Origin of the sequence: Lysobacter yananisis (assembly GCF_031199375.1) — a bacterium.
Classification (GTDB): Bacteria; Pseudomonadota; Gammaproteobacteria; order Xanthomonadales; family Xanthomonadaceae; genus Lysobacter; species Lysobacter yananisis.
Genome location: NZ_CP133568.1, coordinates 2,469,442 through 2,492,221, shown reverse-complemented (window position 1 = coordinate 2,492,221; position 22,780 = coordinate 2,469,442). Strand labels below are relative to the sequence as shown.

Annotated in this window: 19 protein-coding genes and 1 pseudogene; 13 read left to right on the top strand and 7 right to left on the bottom strand. The window is 71.3% G+C overall.

Going from position 1 to position 22,780, the window contains the following annotated elements; translation table 11 throughout:
- Positions 1 to 55 precede the first annotated feature (55 nt).
- Positions 56 to 646 carry a LolA-like protein gene (locus RDV84_RS10450; protein WP_138885341.1) on the top strand — a complete coding sequence of 197 codons (591 nt, stop codon included), beginning with the start codon at positions 56 to 58 and terminating at the stop codon, positions 644 to 646.
- Between the two features lie 56 nt (positions 647 to 702).
- Here the strand turns inward: RDV84_RS10450 and RDV84_RS10445 are convergent, their stop codons facing one another.
- Positions 703 to 906: a hypothetical protein gene (locus RDV84_RS10445; protein ID WP_309153364.1), complete on the bottom strand. Its 204-nt coding sequence runs from the start codon at positions 904 to 906 to the stop codon at positions 703 to 705.
- 116 nt (positions 907 to 1,022) lie between these two features.
- On the opposite strand from RDV84_RS10445, the gene RDV84_RS10440 reads away from it, so the two are divergent.
- The 6 genes from RDV84_RS10440 (at position 1,023) to RDV84_RS27325 (ending at position 7,405) form a co-directional block, all read left to right on the top strand.
- Positions 1,023 to 3,899, top strand: coding sequence for a molybdopterin oxidoreductase family protein (locus RDV84_RS10440; protein ID WP_309153363.1), 2,877 nt, complete (start codon positions 1,023 to 1,025; stop codon positions 3,897 to 3,899).
- Positions 3,900 to 3,994: 95 nt separating this feature from the next.
- A complete protein-coding gene (locus RDV84_RS10435; RefSeq protein WP_139381771.1) occupies positions 3,995 to 4,198 on the top strand; it encodes a hypothetical protein in 204 nt (67 codons plus the stop codon).
- Positions 4,195 to 5,016, top strand: coding sequence for a 4Fe-4S dicluster domain-containing protein (locus tag RDV84_RS10430; protein WP_309153362.1), 822 nt, complete (start codon positions 4,195 to 4,197; stop codon positions 5,014 to 5,016). The genes RDV84_RS10435 and RDV84_RS10430 overlap by 4 nt, the downstream gene beginning before the upstream one ends.
- Before the next feature lie 293 nt (positions 5,017 to 5,309).
- The gene (locus RDV84_RS10425) at positions 5,310 to 6,263 is read left to right on the top strand and encodes a dimethyl sulfoxide reductase anchor subunit family protein (protein WP_309153361.1); all 954 of its coding nucleotides are present in this window, start codon (positions 5,310 to 5,312) and stop codon (positions 6,261 to 6,263) included.
- Positions 6,264 to 6,500: 237 nt separating this feature from the next.
- Positions 6,501 to 7,214, top strand: a complete 714-nt coding sequence (locus tag RDV84_RS10420) for a DUF481 domain-containing protein (protein ID WP_057949140.1) — start codon at positions 6,501 to 6,503, stop codon at positions 7,212 to 7,214.
- A 116-nt stretch (positions 7,215 to 7,330) separates the two neighbouring features.
- Positions 7,331 to 7,405, top strand: a complete 75-nt coding sequence (locus RDV84_RS27325; protein WP_486624526.1) for a DUF6053 domain-containing protein — start codon at positions 7,331 to 7,333, stop codon at positions 7,403 to 7,405.
- 237 nt (positions 7,406 to 7,642) lie between these two features.
- Here RDV84_RS27325 and hemC read toward each other — a convergent pair whose 3' ends face one another.
- The 5 genes from hemC to RDV84_RS10395 form a co-directional block, all read right to left on the bottom strand.
- Positions 7,643 to 8,584, bottom strand: coding sequence for a hydroxymethylbilane synthase (gene hemC, locus RDV84_RS10415; protein ID WP_250449057.1), 942 nt, complete (start codon positions 8,582 to 8,584; stop codon positions 7,643 to 7,645).
- A gap of 479 nt (positions 8,585 to 9,063) precedes the next feature.
- Positions 9,064 to 9,798: a LytR/AlgR family response regulator transcription factor gene (locus RDV84_RS10410; protein ID WP_057949142.1), complete on the bottom strand. Its 735-nt coding sequence runs from the start codon at positions 9,796 to 9,798 to the stop codon at positions 9,064 to 9,066.
- A 17-nt stretch (positions 9,799 to 9,815) separates the two neighbouring features.
- The gene (locus RDV84_RS10405) at positions 9,816 to 10,886 is read right to left on the bottom strand and encodes a sensor histidine kinase (RefSeq protein ID WP_082644678.1); all 1,071 of its coding nucleotides are present in this window, start codon (positions 10,884 to 10,886) and stop codon (positions 9,816 to 9,818) included.
- Positions 10,887 to 10,951: 65 nt separating this feature from the next.
- On the bottom strand, positions 10,952 to 11,656 hold the full coding sequence (locus tag RDV84_RS10400; protein ID WP_309153360.1) for an alpha/beta hydrolase: 705 nt from the start codon (positions 11,654 to 11,656) through the stop codon (positions 10,952 to 10,954).
- A 160-nt stretch (positions 11,657 to 11,816) separates the two neighbouring features.
- On the bottom strand, positions 11,817 to 12,893 hold the full coding sequence (locus tag RDV84_RS10395; protein ID WP_309153359.1) for an energy transducer TonB: 1,077 nt from the start codon (positions 12,891 to 12,893) through the stop codon (positions 11,817 to 11,819).
- Between the two features lie 388 nt (positions 12,894 to 13,281).
- On the opposite strand from RDV84_RS10395, the gene RDV84_RS10390 reads away from it, so the two are divergent.
- The 6 genes and pseudogenes from RDV84_RS10390 to RDV84_RS10365 all read left to right on the top strand — a co-directional run bounded on the left by RDV84_RS10390 (position 13,282) and on the right by RDV84_RS10365 (position 21,752).
- Complete coding sequence (locus RDV84_RS10390; protein WP_309153358.1) at positions 13,282 to 13,641, top strand: hypothetical protein; 360 nt, start codon at positions 13,282 to 13,284, stop codon at positions 13,639 to 13,641.
- A gap of 91 nt (positions 13,642 to 13,732) precedes the next feature.
- Positions 13,733 to 15,115 carry a TolC family protein gene (locus RDV84_RS10385; protein WP_082644679.1) on the top strand — a complete coding sequence of 461 codons (1,383 nt, stop codon included), beginning with the start codon at positions 13,733 to 13,735 and terminating at the stop codon, positions 15,113 to 15,115.
- Entirely contained in the window at positions 15,112 to 16,161 is a 1,050-nt protein-coding gene (locus RDV84_RS10380) for an efflux RND transporter periplasmic adaptor subunit (RefSeq protein ID WP_309153357.1), read from the top strand. Before RDV84_RS10385 ends, RDV84_RS10380 begins: the two co-directional genes overlap by 4 nt.
- Positions 16,151 to 19,432, top strand: a complete 3,282-nt coding sequence (locus RDV84_RS10375) for an efflux RND transporter permease subunit (protein WP_078995921.1) — start codon at positions 16,151 to 16,153, stop codon at positions 19,430 to 19,432. The genes RDV84_RS10380 and RDV84_RS10375 overlap by 11 nt, the downstream gene beginning before the upstream one ends.
- 118 nt (positions 19,433 to 19,550) lie before the next feature.
- Positions 19,551 to 20,435: pseudogene (locus tag RDV84_RS10370) on the top strand (cation diffusion facilitator family transporter); the annotation flags it as partial.
- Between the two features lie 255 nt (positions 20,436 to 20,690).
- Entirely contained in the window at positions 20,691 to 21,752 is a 1,062-nt protein-coding gene (locus RDV84_RS10365) for an IS30 family transposase (protein WP_309151652.1), read from the top strand.
- Positions 21,753 to 22,169: 417 nt separating this feature from the next.
- On the opposite strand, the gene RDV84_RS10360 is transcribed toward RDV84_RS10365, so the two are convergent.
- The gene (locus RDV84_RS10360) at positions 22,170 to 22,757 is read right to left on the bottom strand and encodes a hypothetical protein (RefSeq protein WP_157490439.1); all 588 of its coding nucleotides are present in this window, start codon (positions 22,755 to 22,757) and stop codon (positions 22,170 to 22,172) included.
- Between the last annotated feature and the right edge of the window lie 23 nt (positions 22,758 to 22,780).

Below are 22,780 nucleotides of genomic sequence, written 5' to 3'. Positions count from 1 at the left end.
ACTAGCATGGCACCGGCCGCTGTTCGGCCGCCACCATCGAACCTGAGGATCCTACGTGATCAAGACGTCATTATCCGCAACACTGGTCCCGGCGGCGGTACTGCTGGGTCTGGCCGCCGCCCACCCGGCCGTCGCCGGGCCGAAGGAGGAGGTGGTCGCCGCGGTGGACAAGTTCCTCGCCGCCAAGAGCTACCACGCCAGCATGAGCATGGGCCCCGGCGCGGCTACCGAGACCGACTTCGTCGCGCCCGACCGCATGCGCGTGAGGCTGGGAGCGGTGGGCGACCAGGTCCTGATCGGCGACACCATGTACGTGACCGTCCAAGGCAAGACCCGCAAGCAACCCGCGCCCGGCGGCGGCGTGGCGGGCACGCGCAGCCGCGAGAAGGTGCTGGGCAACCTGCAGACGCTCAAGGTCGCCGCGCTGGGCAGCGAAACCCTCGCCGGCACCGCGACGCGCAAGTACAAGGTGGAGAACAGCCAACCGAACAAGACCTCCTCGACCTTCTGGGTGGCTGCCGACACCGGCTACCCGGTGCAGGCGGTCAACGTGGCCGAGGTCGGCGGCAAGACCTATACCTCCACTTTGAAGTATTCGCGTTACAACGATCCGAGTATCAGGATCGAGGCGCCGGCGGTGAAGTGACATTAGACACGGGCGCGGTCGCATGGACTGCGACCGCGGCGACGCGGGTCGCGCATTCAGCCGCCCGTCGCGCGCATCGCCGCGCCCATTTTCTGTAATACGAACAAGGCGCCGACGCCGAGCGCCGCGGAGACGATCGCGGCCAGATGCCAGCGATTGAAGCCGGGCCGGCGCACGCGCTCGCAGTAGCCGACCCAGGCCAGCAACGCGGCGGTCCAGATCGGTCCGCCGTAGGCGGCGAACCCGAATACGAAATCCATTCCCTGTCGCTCCCTGGGCGCGTCGCCGCGCGTCGCAGTATGTCCGCACCGCCGCAGCAGCGACAAGCCGCGCCGGCGCGCTCGCCTGAGTGCGACGCAGTAGGCACAATGGCCGCATGAGACAGCCCGCTCCGTCCGAGCCAGCGCTCGACCTGTCGCCCTCGCCCGGCGATACGGTCAAGACTACAACTTGTTACATGTGCGCCTGCCGCTGCGGCATCAAGGTGTGGCTGGCGGACGGTCGCATCCGCTACATCCAGGGCAACCCCGAGCATCCGGTCAACCAGGGCGTGCTGTGCGCCAAGGGCTCGGCCGGGATCATGCAGCACTACTCGCCGGCGCGGCTGAGCAAGCCGCTGCTGCGGGTCGGCGAGCGCGGCCGCGGCGAGTTCCGCGAGATCGAATGGGACGAAGCCTTGTCGATCGCCGCCGGCTGGCTCGGCGCGATCCGCGAACGCAATCCGGACGAACTGGCGTTCTTCACCGGCCGCGACCAGTCGCAGGCGCTGACCGGCTGGTGGGCGCAGCAGTTCGGTACGGTCAACTACGCCGCGCACGGCGGTTTCTGCTCGGTCAACATGGCCGCCGGCGGGCTGTACACGCTGGGCGGCTCGTTCTGGGAATTCGGCGAGCCCGACTGGGAGCATTCGCGCTACCTCATGATGTGGGGCGTGGCCGAAGACCACGACTCCAATCCGATCAAGCTCGGCCTGGGCAAGCTCAAGGCGCGCGGGGCCAAGATCGTCGCGGTCAATCCGGTGCGCAGCGGCTATGGCGCGATCGCCGACGAGTGGATCGGGATTCGGCCGGGGACGGACGGGCTGTTCGCGTTCGCGCTGATCCACGAGTTGCTGAAAGCCGACACGATCGACCTGGACTATCTGGTGCGCTACACCAATGCGCACTGGCTGGTGCTGCGCAATCCGGGCGGGGCCGACGATGGCTTGTTCGCGCGCGACGGCGAAGGCCGCGCGCTGTGCTGGGACCGCAATTCCGGCGGCGCGCAGCGCGCCGAGGCGGTGGACGTCTCGCCGGCCGTGGTCGGCGAATACGCGCTCGCCGACGGCCGCCGCGCGGTGCCGGTGTTCCACCTCGTCGCCGAGCGCTACCTCGATCCGCAGTACGCGCCCGACGCCGTCGCCGAACGCTGCGGCATTCCCGCCGACACCATCCGCCGCATCGCCCGCGAACTGGCCGAAGCCGCGTTCGAACATCCCGTGCGCCTGCCGGTCGCCTGGACCGACGCGCACGGCCGCGAGCACGCCGAGATGGTCGGGCGCCCGGTCAGCCTGCATGCGATGCGCGGCATCAGCGCGCACAGCAACGGCTTCCACACCTGCCGCGCGCTGCACCTGCTGCAGCTGTTGCTCGGCGCGGTCGACACGCCCGGCTCGTTCCGCTACCAGCCGCCCTATCCCAAGCCGATCCCGCCGCCGAACCGTCCCGGGAAACAGCGTCAGGCCAACGGCGCGCTGGATGCGGCGCCGCTGGGTTTCGTCCACGGCCCCGAGGACCTGGTGGTCGACGCCGACGGCAACCCGCGCCGCATCGACCATGCCTTCTCCTGGGGCTACCCGTTGTCCGCGCACGGCATGATGCACAGCGTGATCCGCAACGCCTGGGCCGGCGATCCGTACAAGATCGACACGCTGATGATGTTCATGGCCAACATGAGCTGGAACTCGGCGATGAACACCCGCCAGACCATGGGCTGGCTGACCGACAAGGACGAGAGCGGCGAGTACCGCATCCCGCACATCGTCTACGCCGACGCCTACGCCTCGGAGATGACCGCCTACGCCGACCTGGTGCTGCCGGACACGACCTACCTGGAGCGCTTCGACGCGATCAGCCTGCTCGACCGGCCGATCTCCGACGCGGATTCGGCCTGCGACGCGATCCGCCATCCGATCGTCGACGCGGCCAGCCAGCGCCTGCGCGAGGACGAAGCGCCGCGCGACGTGCGCGGCTTCCAGTCGGTGCTGCTCGACCTCGGCGCGCGCATCGGCCTGCCCGGCATGACCCTCGACGACGGCAGCCCGCGCTACCGCGACTACGCCGACTACATCGTCCGCCACGAACGCGCGCCCGGCGTCGGCCTGCTCGCCGGCTGGCGCGGCGAGCGCGGCGAACTCGAAGCCAAGGGCCCGCCGAATCCCGAGCAGTTGCAGCGCTACATCGACAACGGCGGCTTCTGGCGCGGCCACGTGCCGGAGGCGGCGCGCTATTTCAAGATGAGCAACCGCGCCTATCTCGACTGGGCGCAGAAGCTGGGCTTCCTCGGCCACGCCGATCCGATCGCGCTGCAGCTGTACAGCGAGACGCTGCAGAAATTCCGCCTCGCCGCGCAAGGCCACGGCGCGCAGCAGCCGCCGGAACAGCATCGCGAGCGCGTGGCGACGTACTTCGATCCGCTGCCGATCTGGTACGAGCCGTTCGAAGGCGCGCAGGTCGAGGACGGCGCGACGCGCTTCCCGCTCAGCGCGGTGACCCAGCGGCCGATGTTCATGTACCACGCCTGGGGCTCGCAGAACGCCTGGCTGCGCCAGATCGCCGCGCGCAACTACCTGTACCTGCATCCGGACACCGGCGCGCGCCACGGCATCGCCGACGAGGACTGGATCGAGGTCGAATCGCACCACGGCCGCATCCGCGTGCAGGCCAAGTTCGCCGGCAACGTCCAGCCCGACACGGTCTGGACCTGGAACGCGATCGGCAAGCGCCGCGGCGCGTGGAAGCTCGACAAGGACGCGCCGGAAGGGCGCAAGGGCTTCCTGCTCAACCATCTGATCAGCGACGTGACGCCGCGCGGCGACTACGCCAACGCCGACCCGGTCACCGGCCAGGCGGCGTGGTTCGACCTGCGCGTGGCGATCCGCAAGGCCGACGCCGCCGGCGACGCGCAGTCGCGGCCGCAGTTCGAACCGTTGCCGGGCCCGGCCGCCGATGACCGGCCGCTGCGTTACGGCGTAGAGTTCCGGCGACAGCGATGAACCACGTCGTTGCCGCACCAACGCCAGGGAGGCGAGCGCACCATGATTGCCGCTGCAAACACCGGCCGACGGGCCGCGCCGACGGGCGCATCGCGATGAGGGCGGCGCGAGTGTTCGCCGGCCTGCTGTGCATGCTGGCCGGCGTCGCGGTGGTGTTCCTGCTCGGCCTGGGCGGCCTGGACCCGGCCGCGCCGGCCGCGGCGACGCCGGCGATGGTGGCGTTGCTGCCGAGCGTGGCGCTGGGCCTGTCGGTGTTCGCGCTGGGGCTGTGGCTGGTGTTCGCAGGGCGCCGGCGATGACCGCGCTGCCGCCGCCGTCGAAGAAGAAACTCGGCCTGGTGATCGACCTGGACACCTGCGTGGGCTGTCATGCCTGCGCGGTGAGCTGCAAGGAGTGGAACGCCGGCGGTTTCGCCGCGCCGCTGACCGACGAGCGTCCTTACGGCGAAGACCCCAGCGGGGTCTGGTTCAACCGCGTGCACAGCTACGAGCTGGCGGCGCAGGACGCGCCGGCCGGCGGTGGTTGCGGCGTCGCCGGCGATGCCGGTGCCGCCGCCGGTGCTGCCGTCGCCGACGCGCCGCAACCGGCGATGACCCTGCACTTCCCGCGTTCGTGCCTGCACTGCGAGCAGCCGGCCTGCGTCACCGTGTGCCCGACCGGCGCCAGCTACAAGCGCGCCGAAGACGGCATCGTGCTGGTCGACGAGGACAAGTGCATCGGCTGCAAGCTGTGCTCGTGGGCCTGCCCCTACGGCGCGCGCGAGTACAGCGCGGTCGAAGGGGTGATGAAGAAATGCACGCTGTGCGTCGACCGCATCTACAACGAAAACCTGTCCGAGGCCGAGCGCCAGCCGGCCTGCGTGCAGGCCTGCCCGACCCGCGCGCGCCACTTCGGCGACCTCGGCGACCCGGAGTCGGCGGTGTCGAAGCTGGTGGCCGAACGCGGCGGCGTCGACCTGATGGCGCAGCTCGGCTACCAGCCGACCAACAAATACCTGCCGCCGCGCCCGCGCCGCGCGGGCCAGGCGCAGGCCGACGCGCCGCAACGCGAGGAAGCGCTGGACCCGCAGGCGTTGCCGACGGTGCTGCGCTGGCTCGACCGGGTGTTGTCGCGATGAAGTCCGCACGGCGCGGAGAATTGCGGCGTGCGCGGCACGGCGCGTGGCGGCGCGCGCTCCGGCGCTCGCGGCGGATCGGGGCGGGCGCGGCTCGCGCGGACTCGACTTGGGCCGGCACGACTCGCGCGCGCCGGATCGTCGCAGATCGGGCTGTGCCCGAGCAGAACCTGCCGACCCCGTACTTGATCCGGACGGACCGCGCCCGCGCCGACGCTTCGCTGCCTGCGATGTCCCGGTCGATCCGCCCGCCGTCGGCGCGTTCGACTCCTCTCGCCGCTGGCCTTCGCTGACCCATGCATCCGGCTTTCTCGGTCATTTTCTTCACCACCCTCTCCGGCGCCGGCTACGGGCTGATGGCCTGGCTCGGCGCGCTCGCGCTGCTGCAGCACGCCGGTCTGCGCGGCGCGCCGCAACTTCCGTCGTTCGCGCTCGGCGCCGGCCTGCTGGCCTCGCTGGTGTTGGTCACCATCGGCCTGCTGAGTTCGACCGCGCACCTGGGCAAGCCGCTGCGCGCCTGGCGCGCGTTCTCGCAATGGCGCACCTCGTGGCTGTCGCGCGAGGGCGTGATGGCGCTGCTGACCTATGCGCCTGCGCTGGCGCTGCTGGGCTGGCTGCTGGCGCTGGACCCGCAGCGCGCGCTGCCGCCGGCATGGCCGGCGCTGGCCGGCGCGGCGCTGGCGGTGTGCGCGCTGCTGACGGTGGCGTGCACGGCGATGATCTACGCCTCGCTGCCGCCGATCCCGGCCTGGCGTCATCCGCTGGTGGTGCCGGTGTACCTGGCCTTCGCCCTGCTCAGCGGCGCGGCCCTGCTCGCGGCGCTGCCGGCCTCGTTCGCCGCCGGCCGCGTCGCGGCCTGGGCGGTGCTCGCGCTGGCGCCGCTGACCGCGCTGCTGAAATGGCGTTACTGGCGCGCGATCGACCGCGACCGGCTGCCGGTCACGCGCGGCGAGGCGATCGGCCTGCCGGCGCGCGCGCCATCGGTGTTCGAACGCCCGCACACGCAGGACAACTACCTCACCCGCGAAATGGGCTATGTGCTGGCGCGCAAGCACGCGGCCAAGCTGCGCGCGATCGCGCTGGCGCTGTTCGCGGCCCTGCCGCTGGCGCTGGCCGCGCTGGCGCTGGCGTTGCCGGCGGCGACCGCGCCGCTGATGGCCGTCGCCGCGCTGTCGGTGCTTACTGGCGCCCTGGTCGAGCGCTGGCTGTTCTTCGCCCAGGCCCGCCACCTGGTGACGCTGTACTACTGAGGCCGCGACGCCTCGAAAGCCGGTCGCATCAGGCTAAACGGCCTGAATATTGCGATGATCTTCACATTTAGTTTCGCGCCCGTGGCGCTTACAGGACGCGGCTCCTGGTATCGACGACCGCCCGGCGTGGGTTGTGGCCCGGCCCGCACGGCGAATCGGACCAATGCACCGCTTGCGTGACCAAAAGCTGTCCGATGCGCACGTCGGTCGCCGTCCTGTAACCGGTTCCATGGCATTATGCTGGGCCGTCTCCACGACCGCTTCCAGACGATGCTCGGTGCAATCGGGCTCGCCCTGCTCGGCGCGCCCCTGGTCACATTGCCCAATCCCGCCTTCGGCGGGGACCCGACGTTGATCGCCATCGCCAGCGATCCGGCGCAGATGCGCCTGTACTGTTTTTCGACCCGCTGCGGCGACGAAGAATGGCGCGTGGCGATGGCGCCGAAGCAGCGCCTGCCCGACATCGACCCGGCCGAACTGCCGCCGCTGCGGCCCAACGTGTTCCTGCCCGGCCAGCAGCGCGTCGGCATCGGCGGCGTCAGCGCCCCCGCCAGCTCGCGCGAGAGCCGGGCGATGTATTCCAACGACCACCGCATCGGCGCCCGCTATGGCGTTCAGGCCATGCGCGACGGCCCGACCCAGATCGGCCTGAGTTTCGGCGCCGGCTACCGCCTGGCGCCGCTGTACGACGACGGCATCAACCGCACCGGCGCGGTGTTCCGCGGCGAGCTCAACCTCGGCCAGCGCCTCACCGACCGCGCCCGCTGGACCCAGCGCGTGCAGGTCGAAAGCGGCCGCGGCGACACCTTCGTCAAACAGTCGGTGCGGCTGGACGTGGACCTGTACCCGAACTGGAAACTGGAAACCGACTTCGCCATCCGCCACGACAACAAAGGCGGCGGCGGCACCGACAGCGCCGAAAGTTCGATCGAACTGATCCGGCGGTTCTGAGCCCGGCGGGAGGGCTTTCAGGCCGATGGCTTCGCTCAGGTCGCCGCGCGGCAGCGGACACAAAAGCGTCAGGGCTGAAGCCCCCCACAGCAGCCCCCGCGGCTTGCGCGGCTGTTGTGGGAGGGCCTTCAGGCCCGACGCTCTTCGCTCAGGTCGCCGCACAGCAGCGGACACAAAAGCGTCGAGGCTGAAACCCCTCCCACAGCAGCCCCCCGCGGCTTGCGCGGCTGTTGTGGGAGAGCCTTCAGGCCCGATGCTCTTCGCTCAGATCGCCACGCAGCAGCGGACACGAAAGCGTCGGGGCTGAAGCCCCTCCCACAACAGCCCCGCGGCTTGCGCGGCTGTTGTGGGAGGGGCTTCAGGCCCGACGCTCTTCGCTCAGGTCGCCATGCAGCATCGGACACGAAAGCATCGGGGCCCCCTCCTGCTCAGTCGTCTTCACCAAGCCCGCCCTGCAGCGACGCGGCGATGAACTCGCCCGCGCCCTGCTCCAGCAGCCGGCCCGCCACTTCGATTCCCAGGCATTGCGGCGCGTCGCCGCGGCCTTCGCCGTGCGCGCGCACGCTGCGGCCGTCGCCGGCGCTACCGACCTGGCCGTCCAGGCGCAGGTGTTCGCCGTCGAGCCAGGCATACGCGGCGACCGGCACGTGGCAGCTGCCGTGCAGGCTGCGGTTCATCGCCCGCTCGGCCTCGACGCAGGTGCGGGTGGCGGCGTGGTCGAGCGCGGCGCACAGCGCGCGCGTGGCCGCGTCGTCTTCGCGGCATTCCACCGCGATCGCGCCCTGCGCCGGCGCCGGCAGCCAGTGCGGCGCCTCCAGGCGGCGGCGGATGCGCGCGTCCAGGCCGAGCCGCTGCAGGCCGGCGCAGGCCAGGACGATGGCGTCGTAGTCGCCGGCGTCGAGCTTGGCCAAGCGGGTGTTGACGTTGCCGCGCAGGTCCTGCAGCTGCAGGTCCGGACGCAACGCGCGCAACTGCGCCTGCCGGCGCAGCGAGGAGGTGCCCACGCGCGCCCCCGGCGGGAGGTTCTCGATGCCGTCGTGATGGTTGCTGACGAAGGCGTCGGCGTAGTCGGCGCGTTCGAGCACGGCCGGCAGGGCAAAGCCGGGTTCCAGCTCCATCGGCACGTCCTTGAGCGAGTGCACGGCGCAGTCGGCTTCGCCGCGCTGCATCGCCAGTTCCAGCTCCTTGAGGAACAGGCCCTTGCCGCCGATCGCCGCGAGCGAGCGGTCCAGCACCTCGTCGCCGCGCGTGCTCATCGGCACCAGGGTCACCGTGAGGCCGGGGTGCGCGGCGCGCAGGCGGTCGGCGACATGCTCGCTCTGCCACAGGGCGAGCGGGCTCTTGCGGGTGGCGATGCGCAGGGTCTTCATGCCGGCATTATCGCCGCTGCGGCGGGTTGCGGCCAAAGGGGGCCGGGAAGGCGCGGCGGGGCGCGTGATCGAACAAGGGGCGGCATCGCCCTCCAGGCCGTCATTCCCGCGAAGGCGGGAATGACAGTTGGGGAGATGTCGCTGAAGGCTCTGGATTCCCGCGTTCGCGGGAATGACGGTTGAGGGATGGCGCTGAAGGCTCTGGATTCCCGCATCCGCGGGAATGACGGTTGGGGAGATGGCGCTGAAGGCTCTGGATTCCCGCGTTCGCGGGAAGAACGGCTTGGGGCTTGCGGTCGAGGCGCGGTGTGTGCCGGTCCGCGCTGTCGCAACGCAAGCCCCTGTAGGCGCTGCGCAAGCTGCGACCGCGATCCTGCGCTTGCGACGCAAACGGCAGCCCCGCGGTCGCAGCTTGCGCAGCGCCTACAGGGGGCGACCGGTTTTCAAGCGAGAAGGCGGGCCCATCGCCCGCGCCGCGATCACAGGTGCTTCAATGTCTCGCGCAGCGACGCCACGCAGCGCCGGCTCACTTCCAGCGGCTGCTTGCCGTGGCGCAGGATCGCCTGCACGTGGCCCTCGGCGTTGCGCTTGAGTTCGACGATCTCGTGCCGCGCCACCAGGCAGTTGCGGTGGATGCGCACGAAGCGTTCGCCGAATTCGTCCTCCAGCGACTTGAGCGATTCCTCGATCAGGTCCTCGCCGCGCGCGTGGTGGACGATCACGTACTTCTCTTCGGCGTGCAGGTAATGCACGTCCTCGATCGGGATCAGCCGCAGGCTGCCGCGCAGGCGCGCGCACAGGTGGCTGCGGACCTGGCCCGGCGCGGTCTCGCCGTCGCCGGCGCGCTCGCGCCCGGCGGCGAAGGTGCGCACGCGCTCGAGCGCGGCGTCCAGGCGCTCGGCCCGCACCGGCTTGACCAGGTAATCGATCGCCTCGGCCTCGAACGCCGACAGCGCGTGGGCGTCGTAGGCGGTGCAGAACACCACCGCCGGGCGCGGCTCGAACGCGGCCAGGTGGCGCGCGGCCTCCAGGCCGTCGATGCCGGGCATGGCGATGTCGAGCAGGACCAGATCCGGCCGGTGCTCGGCGCAGGCGTGCAGGGCGTGCTGGCCGTCGGCGGCTTCGGCGACGACCTCCACGTCCGGCCGCAGCGCCAGCAGCCCGCGCAGGCGTTCGCGCGCCAACGGTTCGTCGTCAGCGATCACCACTCTCATGGCCAGCCTCGCACCCTTCATCGGCTCTGCGCCTCCACCCCGGTCGGCACGTGCAGTTCGCACAGATAGTAGCCCCCGTCCCATCCTGCGGTCATCCGCGCCGTGGGTCCATAGGCATAGCGCAGGCGCTGGCCGATGCTGTGCTGGGCATGGCGGGCGCCGGCGCGGGCCTCGGCCGGGGCCGGGGCGGGGTTGCGGATGCGCAACAGCAGGTGGTCGCTGAGCTGGGTCAGCTCGATTTCGACCTCGCCGCCGCCGGGCAGGCGCGAGATCCCGTGCAGGACCGCGTTCTCGACCAGCGGCTGCAGCACCAGCCGCGGCAGCGGCATCTTCCACGGCAGCGGCTCGCGCTTGCGCCAGACCACCCGCAGCCGCTCGCCGAGGCGCAGCTGCTCGATCGCCAGGTAGCGCTCGGCCAGCTCGACCTCCTCGGTCAGGCTGGAATCGCTCTTGGACGCGCCCAGCGCGGCCCGGAACAGATCCGACAGGTCCAGCACCGCCCGCTCGGCGACGGCCGGGTCGCTGCGCACCAGCCCGGCGATGGTGTTCATGCTGTTGAACAGGAAATGCGGCTTGATCCGCGCCTGCAGCGCCTCGACCTCGGCGCGCGCGTTGGCGCGGACCTGCGCCTTCCAGCTGTCGTTGACGTAGAGGTAGCGCAGCACCACGCTCACCGCCAGGATCGCGATCGCCGCGGTGCCGCCGACGAAGCGCGCGAACGTGGTGCCGGCCGGGATCAGGCCGACCCCGGTGACCGAGTCGATCCAATGGGTGACCGCCGCCACCGCGGCGGCGATGGCGGCGGCGGTGGCGGTGGCGATGAAGCCGCCCAGCCCGGGCGGCAGCCGCGACAGCTGCCGGCGCGAGACGCACAGCAGCACCGAGATCGCCAGCGCCAGCCACAGGGCGAAGGCGCTGGAGGACACGAACCGGCTCAGGTTCCAGGCGCTGCCGTCCGGGGCCAGCGCCAGCACGATCACGATCAGCTCGGCCATGCTCAGCATGACCACCAGCCGCGGCAGCCGGCACAGGTCCGGCAGCCAGGGCTCGGGTTCGCTCGCGGCGGTGCCGCTACGCAGGTCGGCCATGGGCGCGCGGTTCGGCGGCGGGCTCAGACAGGCGGGCTCGGATGGGCGGGCTCAGACAGGCCGGCTCAGGCGGCGGCGAAGCGCTGCGACAACCAGGCGGCGATCGCGTCGATTTCCTCGGCGCAGGCCTGGTGCGCCATCGGATAGGTGTGCCAGTCGATGCTGAAGCCGAGCGTGCGCAGGCGCGCGGCGGCCATCTCTCCGCCCTGGAACGGCACCACCGGGTCGTAGCTGCCGTGGGCCATGAACAGCGGCTGCGCGCTGGCCGCGGGCGCGGCCTCGCGGACCAGGCGGTCGGCCATCGGCAGGTAGGTCGACAGCGCGATCAGGCCGGCCAGCGGCTCGCGCCGGCGCAGGCCCGCGGCCAGGGCGATCGCGCCGCCCTGAGAGAATCCGGCCAGGATCACGCGCGCAGCCGGCACGCCGCGCCCGGCCTCGCGCGCGATCAGCGCCTCGACCTGGGCCACCGACTCCTCCACCCCGGCCTCGTCGGCGCGGTTGGCGAGGTCCTGGAAATCGCGGATGTCGTACCAGGCGCGCATGCGCGCGCCGTTGTTGATGGTGACCGCCCGCACCGGCGCGTGCGGGAACACGAAGCGCAGCGCCGGCCAGCCCTTGCGCACCAGCTCGGGCACCACCGGCGCCCAGCCTTCGCCGCTGTCGCCCAGGCCGTGCAGCCACAGCACGGTCCAGGCCGGCTGCGGGCCGGTTTCGATTTCGACGGTTTCGAGCGGGGCGGCGACGGCCGCGTCAGAGGTGGCGTTGTCCATGCGCGGCATTGTGGCCGCTCGCGCCAACCGCGCCAACCGCGGCGCCGGGCCGGGGCCCGTCCGGCACGCGCCGGCGCGGCGGGCGGTTCGTGGTCCGGCCCGCCGCTCGTGCGCCGGCCGATCGTGCGACCGGCCGCGAGCCGCTGCGCGCGGCCCGCGCTCAGCGCCGCGGCAGCCTGAAGTTCAAGGTGCGCCGGGCCGGATGGCTCTGGCCGCTGGCTTCGAAGCGCAGCCGCGCCACCGCCGACAGCGCGGCCTCGTCGAACACCCCGGCCGGCTGCGAGGACAGCACCCGCGCCGCGCCGGTGCTGCCGTCGGGCTGGATGGTGAAGGCGACCTCGACGCTGCCTTCGAGCTTGCGGGTGATCGCCACCGACGGGTAACGCGGGCTGGCGTCGGCGATCAGGCGCGGCGCGATCTTGGCCGCCGGCTTGGGCGCGGCCGGCGTCGCTGCTGCCGCGGCGGCGGCTGGGGCGAGCGCGGCGGACGCGGCCGGATGCGGCACCGGCGCCGGCGGGGTCGAAGCGCGCGCTGCGGCCTCGTCGGCCGCCGCCGCGCTGGCGTTGGCCTGGGCCTTGAGCGCGGCGTTGGCCGCGGCGGTGCGCTGCGCGGCCTGGGCGCGGGCCAGGGTCGCGGCCTCGGCGCGTTCGCCCGCCAGCCGCTCGGCGTCTTCGCGCGCGCGCCGCTCCTGTTCGCCCTGCGCGCTGCGCAGGCCCTCGCGCAGGCGCGGCAGCGCCGGCGCCTGCGGGTCCATGCGCGCCAGCAGATCGGTCAGGCGCCGCGATTCGGCCAGGTCGCCGTCGGCCAGGGCCTGCTCGCCGGCGATCACCACGTACGGCTGCAGTTCGGTCAGCGCGGCGGCGACGTCGGCGTGGCCGGGAGTCTTCTCGCGCAGGGCCAGGTAATAGTCGACCGCGCTGTCGCCGGCCGGGGTGTGGATGCGTTGCTCGCGCAGCGCGCGCGCGGCGCGGTCGCGCAGGCCGCCGGCATCGAGTTCGTCCAGCGCCGGCGGCAGCGGCGCGGCGCGGTCGGCGGCGTCCTGCGCGGCCGCCGGCGCCGCGGCGGCCGATTCGGACGCGGCCGGCTGGCCGGAACCGCATCCCGACAAGATCGCCAGCCCCAGACCCAAGGCGACGCCGGCTGCGGCGTCCTGCCATCCCCACGCGCCATTCCTGCGGCGCGCGCCCGGGCCCTGGCCGGCGGCGACGATGCGCGCCGGCTCGATCACAAACTTCACTGCCAACCCCCTGTACCACCGACTGCAGAATGCGAATTGCGGACTACGGACCGCCAGATGCGCGCGCAGATTAGGGCCGGGATATGACGCGGCGAATGCACCGCATTGACCGCTCCTGGCGGATGCGGCCGTGCCGTCCGCGCCCCAGCGTCCTGCCGCGCGGCGCGGATTATCGCGGGGGCGCGACGCCGGCGCGATGCGCAATCGGTCCACTGGCGCCTGCGGCGCAAGGTCGCGGCATCGCGGCGCCCAGGCGCGCGTCCGCGCCAGGCGCCGCGGCCCGCGCGCGCGATAGCGCTGCCTGGCGCACGAAATGCAGGCTCAGACTGAACGATCTGCGCCCCGGTGAAATTGTATTGCGCGCGCGCCGGCTTCTAAGATCGCGCCCATGCCCGCCCGGTCCGCCCTCGCCAACGTCATGCGCCACCTCGTCTTCGGGGTGCTGATCGCGGTGATGCTGTTCAAGCCGGTGCTGGCCTTCGCCGGCGAAGTCAGCGAACTGGACGACCTGGTGCCGGACGCCGCCCTGGTGTTCGACGCCGCCCACGCCGGCGGCCTGCCCGACCAGGACGGCTGCGGCGACCTGCAACGCCACCTCACCCATTGCTGCGCCGTGCAGGCCGCCCTGCTGCCGCGCATCGAGCTGGGGCTGCTCGCCCCCTCCCCCGCGAGCCCGCTGCCAGCGCGCGCCACGGCCTTCGTCGCGGCCGATCCCACGCAACCGCTGCGCCCGCCGATCCACGCCTGAGTCGCCGCCGGCCCCGCCGGCACGGACATGACGTCCGCTCTCGCCGCGCCCTCGAGGCCGCGGCGTCTACAGCGATTCAGGAGACAACCCCATGCGTTTGCGTCCGACGGCCCTGGCCGTCCTGACGGCTGCGCTGTGCTTTTCCGCACAGGCGCGGCCGCCCGTTGCTGCACCCGCCGCTTCCGCCGCGCCGCCCGGCGCGCAGGACGGCATCCACGCCGAAACCGGCGCCCAGCGCGGTTCCGTCCGCGCTGCGTCCGCGCGCGCTGCCTCGGTCTTCACCCTCGACGACGCCTTCGGCCGGATCCAGGACACCCACCCGGACCTGCGCCTGTTCGGCAACCAGCGCAGCGTGCTCGAAGCCGAGCGCGACATCGCCGCGCAGAAGCCCGCCTACGTCGCCGGCGCGTCGATCGACAACGCGCTCGGCACCGGCGCGCTCAGCGGGACCAAGGCGGCCGAAGTCACCTTGACCCTGGCCTCGGTGTTCGAACGCGGCGGCAAGCTCGACGCGCGCCGGGCCTTCGCCCAGAGCCGCATCGACGCGCTCGCGGTGGACCGCGAAGGCCGCCGCCTGGACCTGCTCGCCGAAACCGCGCGCCGCTATCTGGCCGTGGTCGCCGAACAGCGCCGGATCGAACTGGCCGAGTTCGACATCGCCCAGCGCAAGCGCGCGGTGGCCGCGGCGCGGGTGCGCCTGGAGGCCGGCGCCTCGCCCGAATCGGGCCTGCTGACCGCGCAGGCGCAGCTGGCCCGCGCCGAACTCGACCGCAGCCGCGCGCAGCGCGCGTTGCTGGCCGCGCGCCAGTTCCTCGCGGCGCTGTGGGGCGAGCGCGATCCGGGCTTCGCCGCGGTCGCCGGCGACCCATTCGCGCTGCCGCAGGTCCAGGACGCGACCGCGCTGGCGAGCCTGCTGGAACGCAACCCGGAACTGACCCGCTTCGTCGACCAGCGCCGCATCGCCGAATCGCGCGTGCGCCTGGCCCAGACCCAGTCCAAGGCCGACGTGGATTGGCAGGTGGGCCTGCGCCGGCAGCAGGAGAACGGCGATTTCGGCTTCGTCGCCAGCGTGTCGATGCCGCTGGGCGCGGCCGCGCGCGCCGAACCCGGCATCCGCGGCGCCCAGGCCGAGCTGGCGATGCTGGAAACCGAGCGCGAGGCCAAGGGTCTGTCGCTGTACTCCACGCTGGTGGAAGCGCAAGGCCGCTATCGCCTCGGCGCGCTGGAAACCGAACGCTTGAAGCAAGACGTGCTGCCGCGCCTGGAGCGCGCGGAGAAAGCCGCCGAGTACGCCTACCGCGCCGGCGCGATCAGTTATCTGGAACTGGCCCTGCTGCAGGCCGAGAGCGTCGCGGTCCGGCGCCAACGCCTGGACGCCGCGCTGGACGCGCAACTGGCGCTGATCGAGATCCAGCGCCTCACCGGCGAGCCCTTCCTCGCCGTCACCACCGCCCCCGCAGGAGCCACGCCATGAAGCCCGAACTGTTGATCGCCGCGGGCCTGCTGGCCCTGAGCCTGAGCGCCTGCGGCGGCGCGTCCGACCAGGACAAGGCCGCGCCGGCCGCCGCCGCGCAAGGCAAGGACGACCACGCCGACGAAGGCCATGCCGACGAAGGCGACAGCGGCCACGCGCACAAGGAAGCCGAAGGCGAAGCCGGTCACGGCGAAAGCGTGCCCGGCAAGGGCGGCGGCGAAGAAACGCCCGAAGCCGCGACGATCCCGAACGAGATCGCGCGCCGCTCCGGCATCGTCGCCGCGGCGGCAGGTCCCGGCACGGTCGCCGACGAGCACGACGTGCAGGGCCTGATCACGCCGCTGGAAGGCCGCGTGGCGCGCATCACCGCGCGCTACCCCGGCCCGGTGCGCTCGCTGCGCGCCAACATCGGCGATGCGGTCAAGGCCGGGCAGACGCTCGCCACCATCGACAGCAACCTCAGCCTGACCACCTACGGCATTTCTGCGCCGATCTCCGGCGTGGTGCTGGCGCGCAACGCGTCGGTCGGCGAGGTCGCGGTCGAAGGCACGCCGCTGTTCGAGATCGCCGACCTGTCGACGCTGTGGGTCGACCTGCACGTGTTCGGCGCCGACGCCTCGCACCTGCGCCCGGGCCTGCCGGTGACGGTGATGCGCATGGGCGAGGAACAGGGCGTGGACACGGTCATCGACCGGATCCTGCCGGGCACGGCGACCGCCAGCCAGAGCACGGTCGCGCGCGCCTCGATCAAGAACCCCGACGGCCTGTGGCGTCCCGGCTCGGCCGTGCACGCGCGGGTGACGGTCGAGCAGCAGCCGGTGGCGCTGGCGGTGCCGCTGACCGCGCTGCAGCGCATGGACGACGGCGATGTGGTGTTCGTGCGCGACGGCGAGCGCTACAGCGCGCGCCCGGTCAAGCTCGGCCGCCGCGACGCGCGCCGCGCCGAAGTGCTGTCCGGGCTCAAGGCCGGCGAGCAGGTGGTGGTGGAGCAGAGCTTCCTGATCAAGGCCGACATCGAAAAGTCGGGGGCCTCGCATGAGCACTGAGCCGCGGCCCGCGAACAAGGGCGAAGACCCGGCCGGCGCGCTGGAGCGCATCATCGGCTTCGCCATCCGCCACCGCTGGCTGATGCTGGCGCTGACCGTGGCGCTGATCGGCCTGGGCGTGTGGAGCTTCACCAAGCTGCCGATCGACGCCACCCCCGACATCACCAACGTGCAGGTGCAGATCAACACCCAGGCGCCGGGCTATTCGCCGCTGGAGGCCGAACAACGGGTCACCTTTCCGATCGAGACCGCGTTGGCGGGCCTGCCGAAGCTCGATTACACGCGCTCGCTTTCGCGTTACGGGCTTTCGCAGGTCACCGTGGTGTTCAAGGACGGCACCGACCTGTACTTCGCCCGGCAACAGGTGACCGAGCGGCTGCAACAGCTCAAGTCGCAGATTCCCGACGGGCTGGAACCGCAGCTCGGGCCGATCGCCACCGGCCTGGGCGAGATCTTCATGTACACCGTCGACGCCGACCCCAAGGCGCGCAAGCCCGACGGCAGCGCCTACACCGCCACCGACCTGCGCACGCTGCAGGACTGGGTGATCCGGCCGCAGTTGCGCAACACCCCCGGCGTCACCGAGGTCAACACCACCGGCGGCTTCGCCCGGCAGATCCACATCACCCCGGACCCGGCGCGCTTGATGGCGCTGAACCTGAGCCAGCGCGACATCGTCAACGCGCTGGCGGCCAACAACCAGAACGTCGGCGCCGGCTACATCGAACGCAACGGCGAGCAGTTCCTGGTGCGCGTGCCCGGGCAGATCGTCGACATCGAGCAGATCGGCGGGATCGTGCTCGACCGCCGCGACGGCGTGCCGATCCGCATCCGCGACGTCGCCACGGTCGGCGAAGGCCCGGAGCTGCGCAGCGGCGCGGCCACCCAGAACGGCCACGAAGTCGTGCTCGGCACGGTGTTCATGCTGGTCGGCTCCAACAGCCGCGACGTCGCCCAGGCCTCGGCCGAGAAGCTCAAGGTCGCCAACGCCAGCCTGCCCAAGGGCGTCAGCGCCAGCCCGGTGTACGACCGCACCTCGCTGGTCGACCGCACCATCGCCACCGTCGCCAAGAACCTGGTCGAAGGCGCGCTGCTGGTGGTGGTGGTGCTGTTCCTTCTGCTCGGCAACTTCCGCGCCGCGCTGATCACCGCGCTGGTGATTCCGCTGGCGATGCTGTTCACCATCACTGGCATGGTCCGCGGCGGCGTCTCGGGCAACCTGATGAGCCTGGGCGCGCTCGACTTCGGTTTGATCGTCGACGGCGCGGTCATCATCATCGAAAACTGCCTGCGCCGCTTCGGCGAGGCCCAGCACTCGCTCGGCCGCGAGATGACCCGCGAGGAACGCTACGACCTCACCGCCAAGGCCACCGCCGAGGTGATCCGCCCCAGCCTGTTCGGCTTGGGCATCATCACCGCGGTGTACCTGCCGATCTTCGCGCTCAGCGGGATCGAAGGGAAAATGTTCCACCCCATGGCGATCACCGTGGTGCTGGCGCTGACCGGCGCGATGCTGCTGTCGCTGACCTTCGTGCCGGCGGCGGTGGCGATCTTCCTCGGCGGCAAGGTCGACGAGAAAGAGAACAAGGCCATGGCCTGGCTCAAGCGCCGCTACGAGCCGGCCCTGGCCTGGGCGCTGCGCAGCCGCGCGATCGTGGTCGGCGGCACCGCCGCGCTGGTCATCGTCAGCGGCTTCATCGCCACGCGCATGGGCACCGAGTTCGTCCCCAGCCTCGACGAGGGCGACGTGGCAGTGCAGGCCATGCGCATCCCCGGCACCAGCCTGACCCAGTCGACGACGATGCAGAAGCACCTGGAGCAGGCGCTGCTGGCGATGCCCGAGGTCGAGCGGGTGTTCAGCCGCATCGGCACCTCGGAAGTCGCCAGCGACCCGATGCCGCCATCGGTCGCCGACGCGTACCTGATCCTCAAGCCGCGCAAGCAGTGGCCGAACCCGAAGAAGTCCAAGGACGCGCTGATGGAGGAGATCGAAGCCATCGCCGGCACCCTGCCCGGCAACAACTTCGAGTTCACCCAGCCGATCCAGATGCGCACCAACGAGTTGATCTCGGGCGTGCGCGCCGACGTCGCGGTCAAGGTCTACGGCGACGACCTGCAGCAATTGCTCAAGGTCGCGCAACAGATCGAGGCGGTGGCGCGCAAGGTGCCGGGCGCGGCGGACGTGAAGACCGAGCAGGTCACCGGCCTGCCGATGCTGAGCATCGAGCCGAACCATCGCGCGCTGGCGGTGTACGGGCTGAACCCGGCGGCGGTGCAGGAGACCGTGGCGACCGCGGTCGGCGGCGAAGTGGCCGGCCAGTTCTTCGAAGGCGACCGCCGCTTCGACCTGGTCGTGCGGCTGCCGGAAAACCTGCGCCAGGACCCGGCCGCGCTGGCCGACCTGCCGATCCCGCTGCCGCCCGGCACCGCCGACCGCGACGAGTCCAGCCGCGACGCCACCTGGCTCGCCGGCGCGCCGCGCACGGTGCCGCTGCGCGAAGTGGCGACGATCAAGTCGGTGCTCGGCCCGAACCAGATCAACCGCGAGAACGGCAAGCGCCGGATCGTGGTGACCGCGAACGTGCGCGATCGCGACCTCGGCGGCTTCGTCACCGACCTGCGCTCGCGCATCGACGCGCAGGTGAAGCTGCCGGAGGGTTACTGGATCGGCTACGGCGGTACCTTCGAGCAGTTGATCTCGGCCAGTCAGCGTCTGGCGGTGGTGGTGCCGGTGACATTGGTGCTGATCTTCGCGTTGCTGTTCATGGCCTTCGGCTCGGCCAAGGACGCCGCGATCGTGTTCAGCGGCGTGCCGCTGGCGCTCACCGGCGGCGTCATCGCGCTGTGGCTGCGCGGGATACCGCTGTCGATCTCCGCCGGCGTCGGCTTCATCGCGCTGTCGGGCGTGGCGGTGCTCAACGGTCTGGTGATGATCGCCTTCATCCGCAAGCTGCGCGAACAGGGCGACCCGCTCGACAACGCCATCGTCGACGGCGCGCTCGGCCGCCTGCGGCCGGTGCTGATGACCGCGCTGGTGGCCTCGCTGGGCTTCATCCCGATGGCCTTCAACGTCGGCGCCGGCTCGGAAGTGCAGCGGCCGCTGGCCACCGTGGTGATCGGCGGCATCGTCTCCTCGACCCTGCTGACCCTGCTGGTGTTGCCGGTGCTGTACCGCTGGCTGCACCGCAACGAGGAGCGCGGCGGCCACGGCGACACGCCGGCACCGACGCCGGCGGCGCTGCCGCCGGGCGAGCCCGCGCCGGCGCACTGACGCCGGTCCCGCGCGGGCCGCGCGAATGCGGCCCGCGTCCATGCCGCGCCGCTCACGCGCGGCGCGCTTGAATGGGCCGTCGCCGCCCGGCGGCGGCCCGCACTGACGGAGAATCGACATGGGCAGCGGACACGACCACGGCACCGCCGCGATCCGCCACGAGAAACCGCTGTGGTGGGCGCTGGGCCTGACCGGCGGCTTCCTCATCGCCGAAGTGATCGGCGCCTTCCTCACCAACAGCCTGGCGCTGCTGTCCGATGCCGCGCACATGGGCACCGACACGGTCGCGCTGATGATCGCGCTGACCGCGGTGCGGCTCAGCCGCCGGCCGGCCGACGCCAAGCGCAGCTTCGGCTACGCGCGCATGGAAGCGATGGGCGCGATGGCCAACGGCCTGATGCTGTTCGTCGTCGCCGGCTACATCCTTTACGAAGCGGCCGGCCGCTTCGCCAAGCCGGCGGAGATCGCGACCACCGGCATGCTGGTGATCGCCTCGCTCGGCCTGGCGGTGAACCTGATCGCGATGCGCCTGCTGCGCGCCGGCAGCGGCGAGAGCCTCAACATGAAGGGCGCTTACCTGGAAGTGTGGAGCGACATGCTCGGCTCGGTGGCGGTGATCGCCGGCGCGATCGCGATCCGCTACACCGGCTGGGCCTGGATCGACCCGGTGCTGGCGGTGCTGATCGGCCTGTGGGTGCTGCCGCGCACCTGGACCTTGCTGCGCGAAGCCGGCAACGTGCTGATGGAGGGCGTGCCCAAGGGCATCGACCTCGACGCGGTGCGCGCCCTGCTGGCCTCGACCGCCGGCGTGCACGACCTGCACGTGTGGTCGCTGGGTTCGAGCACCCCGGCATTGACCGCGCACCTGGTGGTGGCGCCGGGGACGGATGGCGAGGCGTTGCGGCGGGAGCTGACGAAGCTGCTCGATGAGCGTTATGGGATCGAGCATTGCACGTTGCAGATCGAGAACGAGGCGTGCGAGGGCGAGGCGTGCGACGCGCCGCATGCTTGAGTCCGGGGTATCGGCGCCGAAATCCGAACGCATGGAACCTGCAGCCCTTTTGCCGTTGCCGTTGCAACTGCTGTTGCCTTCGCTTCCCCTCATCACCCGAGGCGCCAGCTGCGCAGACCCGGAGGGCGCGCGCATGGATGCGCGCGTGCGCCGTAGGGGCAGGATGCCCCTTACGGCGCATCCCCGCGCAAGGTGCTGGACGCTGGTCTCTAACCTCAAGTGCATCACCTCAGTGAGGCACTGTGAATGGGTCAGCAGTATTCGCATCTGAGCGCAGAAGAGCGCGGCGCCATCATGGTCTTGATCGCCCAAGGGGCGAGCGGACGGCAAATCGCGCAGACGTTGGGTCGGGCGCAAAGCACTATTGCTCGCGAGTTGCGCCGTAATGGGTTTCGGTCCCATTCGGGGCCGCCGCTGCGCGGGCGCCCCCGTTTCGACCCTGGCTACGATGCGACCCGGGCGGGCCGGCGGGCCCAACGGCTGCGTCGGCGGGCGCGGGTGCGCCGCAAGCTGCGACGCGACACCGTGCTGTGGCGACGCGTGCGCTATTGGCTGGAACGGTGCTGGTCGCCGCAACAGATTGCCGACAAACTGCGGGATCTGTACCCGGACCGGCCCTGGCTGCGCGTGTCGCACGAAACGATCTATACCGCGATTTATGCGATGCCGCGCGGCGAATTGCGCCGCCAGGTGACCCGTCTGCTGCGGCAGGGGCGCAAGTCCGGCCGCCGCACGCGCCAGGGAATCGACGCCCGCGGCCATCTGCCGGATCTACCCAACATCCGCCTGCGGCCGCCGGCCGCGCATGAGCGCCTGATGCCGGGACATTGGGAGGGCGACCTGATCGTGGGCGCGCACAATCGCTCGGCGATTGGGGTATTGGTCTGCCGCCGCACCTTGTACGTCAAGCTGGTCAAGCTCGCCGACGCGACCGCGCACACGGTGCTGGAGGCCTTCAGCTCGGCGTTCGAAGGTGTGCCGGAAAGTTTGAAGAAGACCTTGACCTACGACCAGGGCAAGGAAATGGCATCGCATCGGCAGTTGAGCGAACGCACTGGTTTAGCGATCTACTTCGCCGACCCCCATAGCCCGTGGCAACGCGGAACCTGCGAAAACACCAACGGCTTGTTGCGGCAATACTTTCCCAAGGGCACCGATCTGTCGGTGCATTCTGCGCAGCGCCTCAAAGAGGTGGCGTGGGAAATGAACAACCGCCCCCGTCGTAGCCTGGGCAGGCGCTCGCCCGTCGAGGTGCTCTATGAGGAACTCAAAAACCCGCGGGCGCAGGGTGATGCACTTGGACATTGACTCCGCCAACCAAAGAAAGGGCCTTATCTTTTTCGGATCAAGAGCCACTATGGCTCGAAAGTGGCGCGGGGCCGCGCCATAAGGGGCATCCTGCCCCATGGCGCGCGTGCGCATCCATGCGCACGCCCTCCGGGGCTGCGGAACATGGGCTTCAGGTAGAGATTCGTCCGGGCGAACGGCAAGAGCAAGGGCAAAACAAATTCCGGCTTTCGCTGGGAGAGTCGCGGTTAGGCACAACGCATTCCCGCCAGCGCGATCGCGTCTCGCGCAATGCCCGCAACCGAACACAAAACCGCCCGAAGCCCCTGTAGGAGCGGCGCAAGCCGCGACCACGACATCGCGCTTACGACGCAAGCGAGGTTTCGCGGTCGCGGCTCGCGCCGTTCCTACAGCTGGATCGCGACGCCACGCAGCGACTCATCCCTTCGGACAAGGCCCGCCCGCATCGGCCCAAGTCTTGAACGCCTCCACGAACCGATCGTGCGCCACCGGCACCGGCGCGCGCGTGCCACCGGGAGCCCATCCCCACAGCACCAGCTTGTCTTCGCTGACGTGCTTGATCAGCGCGGCGAAATCGCGCCCGCCGTTGCGTTCCTTGTCCTTGATCATCGCGCACAGCTGCGGCGCGGGCAGGCCGATCCAGGCCATCTTGTGCTGCGGCGGCGGCAGTTGCCAGTGCGGCGCGCCCGGTGGCGCGCCGGGGCCGTAGCTGGCCGGCAGGTTGGCTTCGCCGTGGCAGGTCGAGCACGGCAGGCCGGCGGCGCCCTTGCCGTCGGGGCCGCGCACCACGCCCTGCGCGTGCGGGCGGCCGTCGTCGAATTGCAGCGGTTGGTCGCCGGGGATGTGGCAGTTCTGGCAGCGCGGATGCTGGAACACCTTCTGCACCGTGGCGAAGGCGGCCACCGCGCGCGCTTCGCCGGCGGGCGCGGGCTTGGACCCGGCGCCGAACACCGCCAGCAACGGCGCCAGGGCCAGCGCGGTCAGGATCAGGGGCGTTGCGCGCATCGTCGATTCTCCTCGGGCCGGCC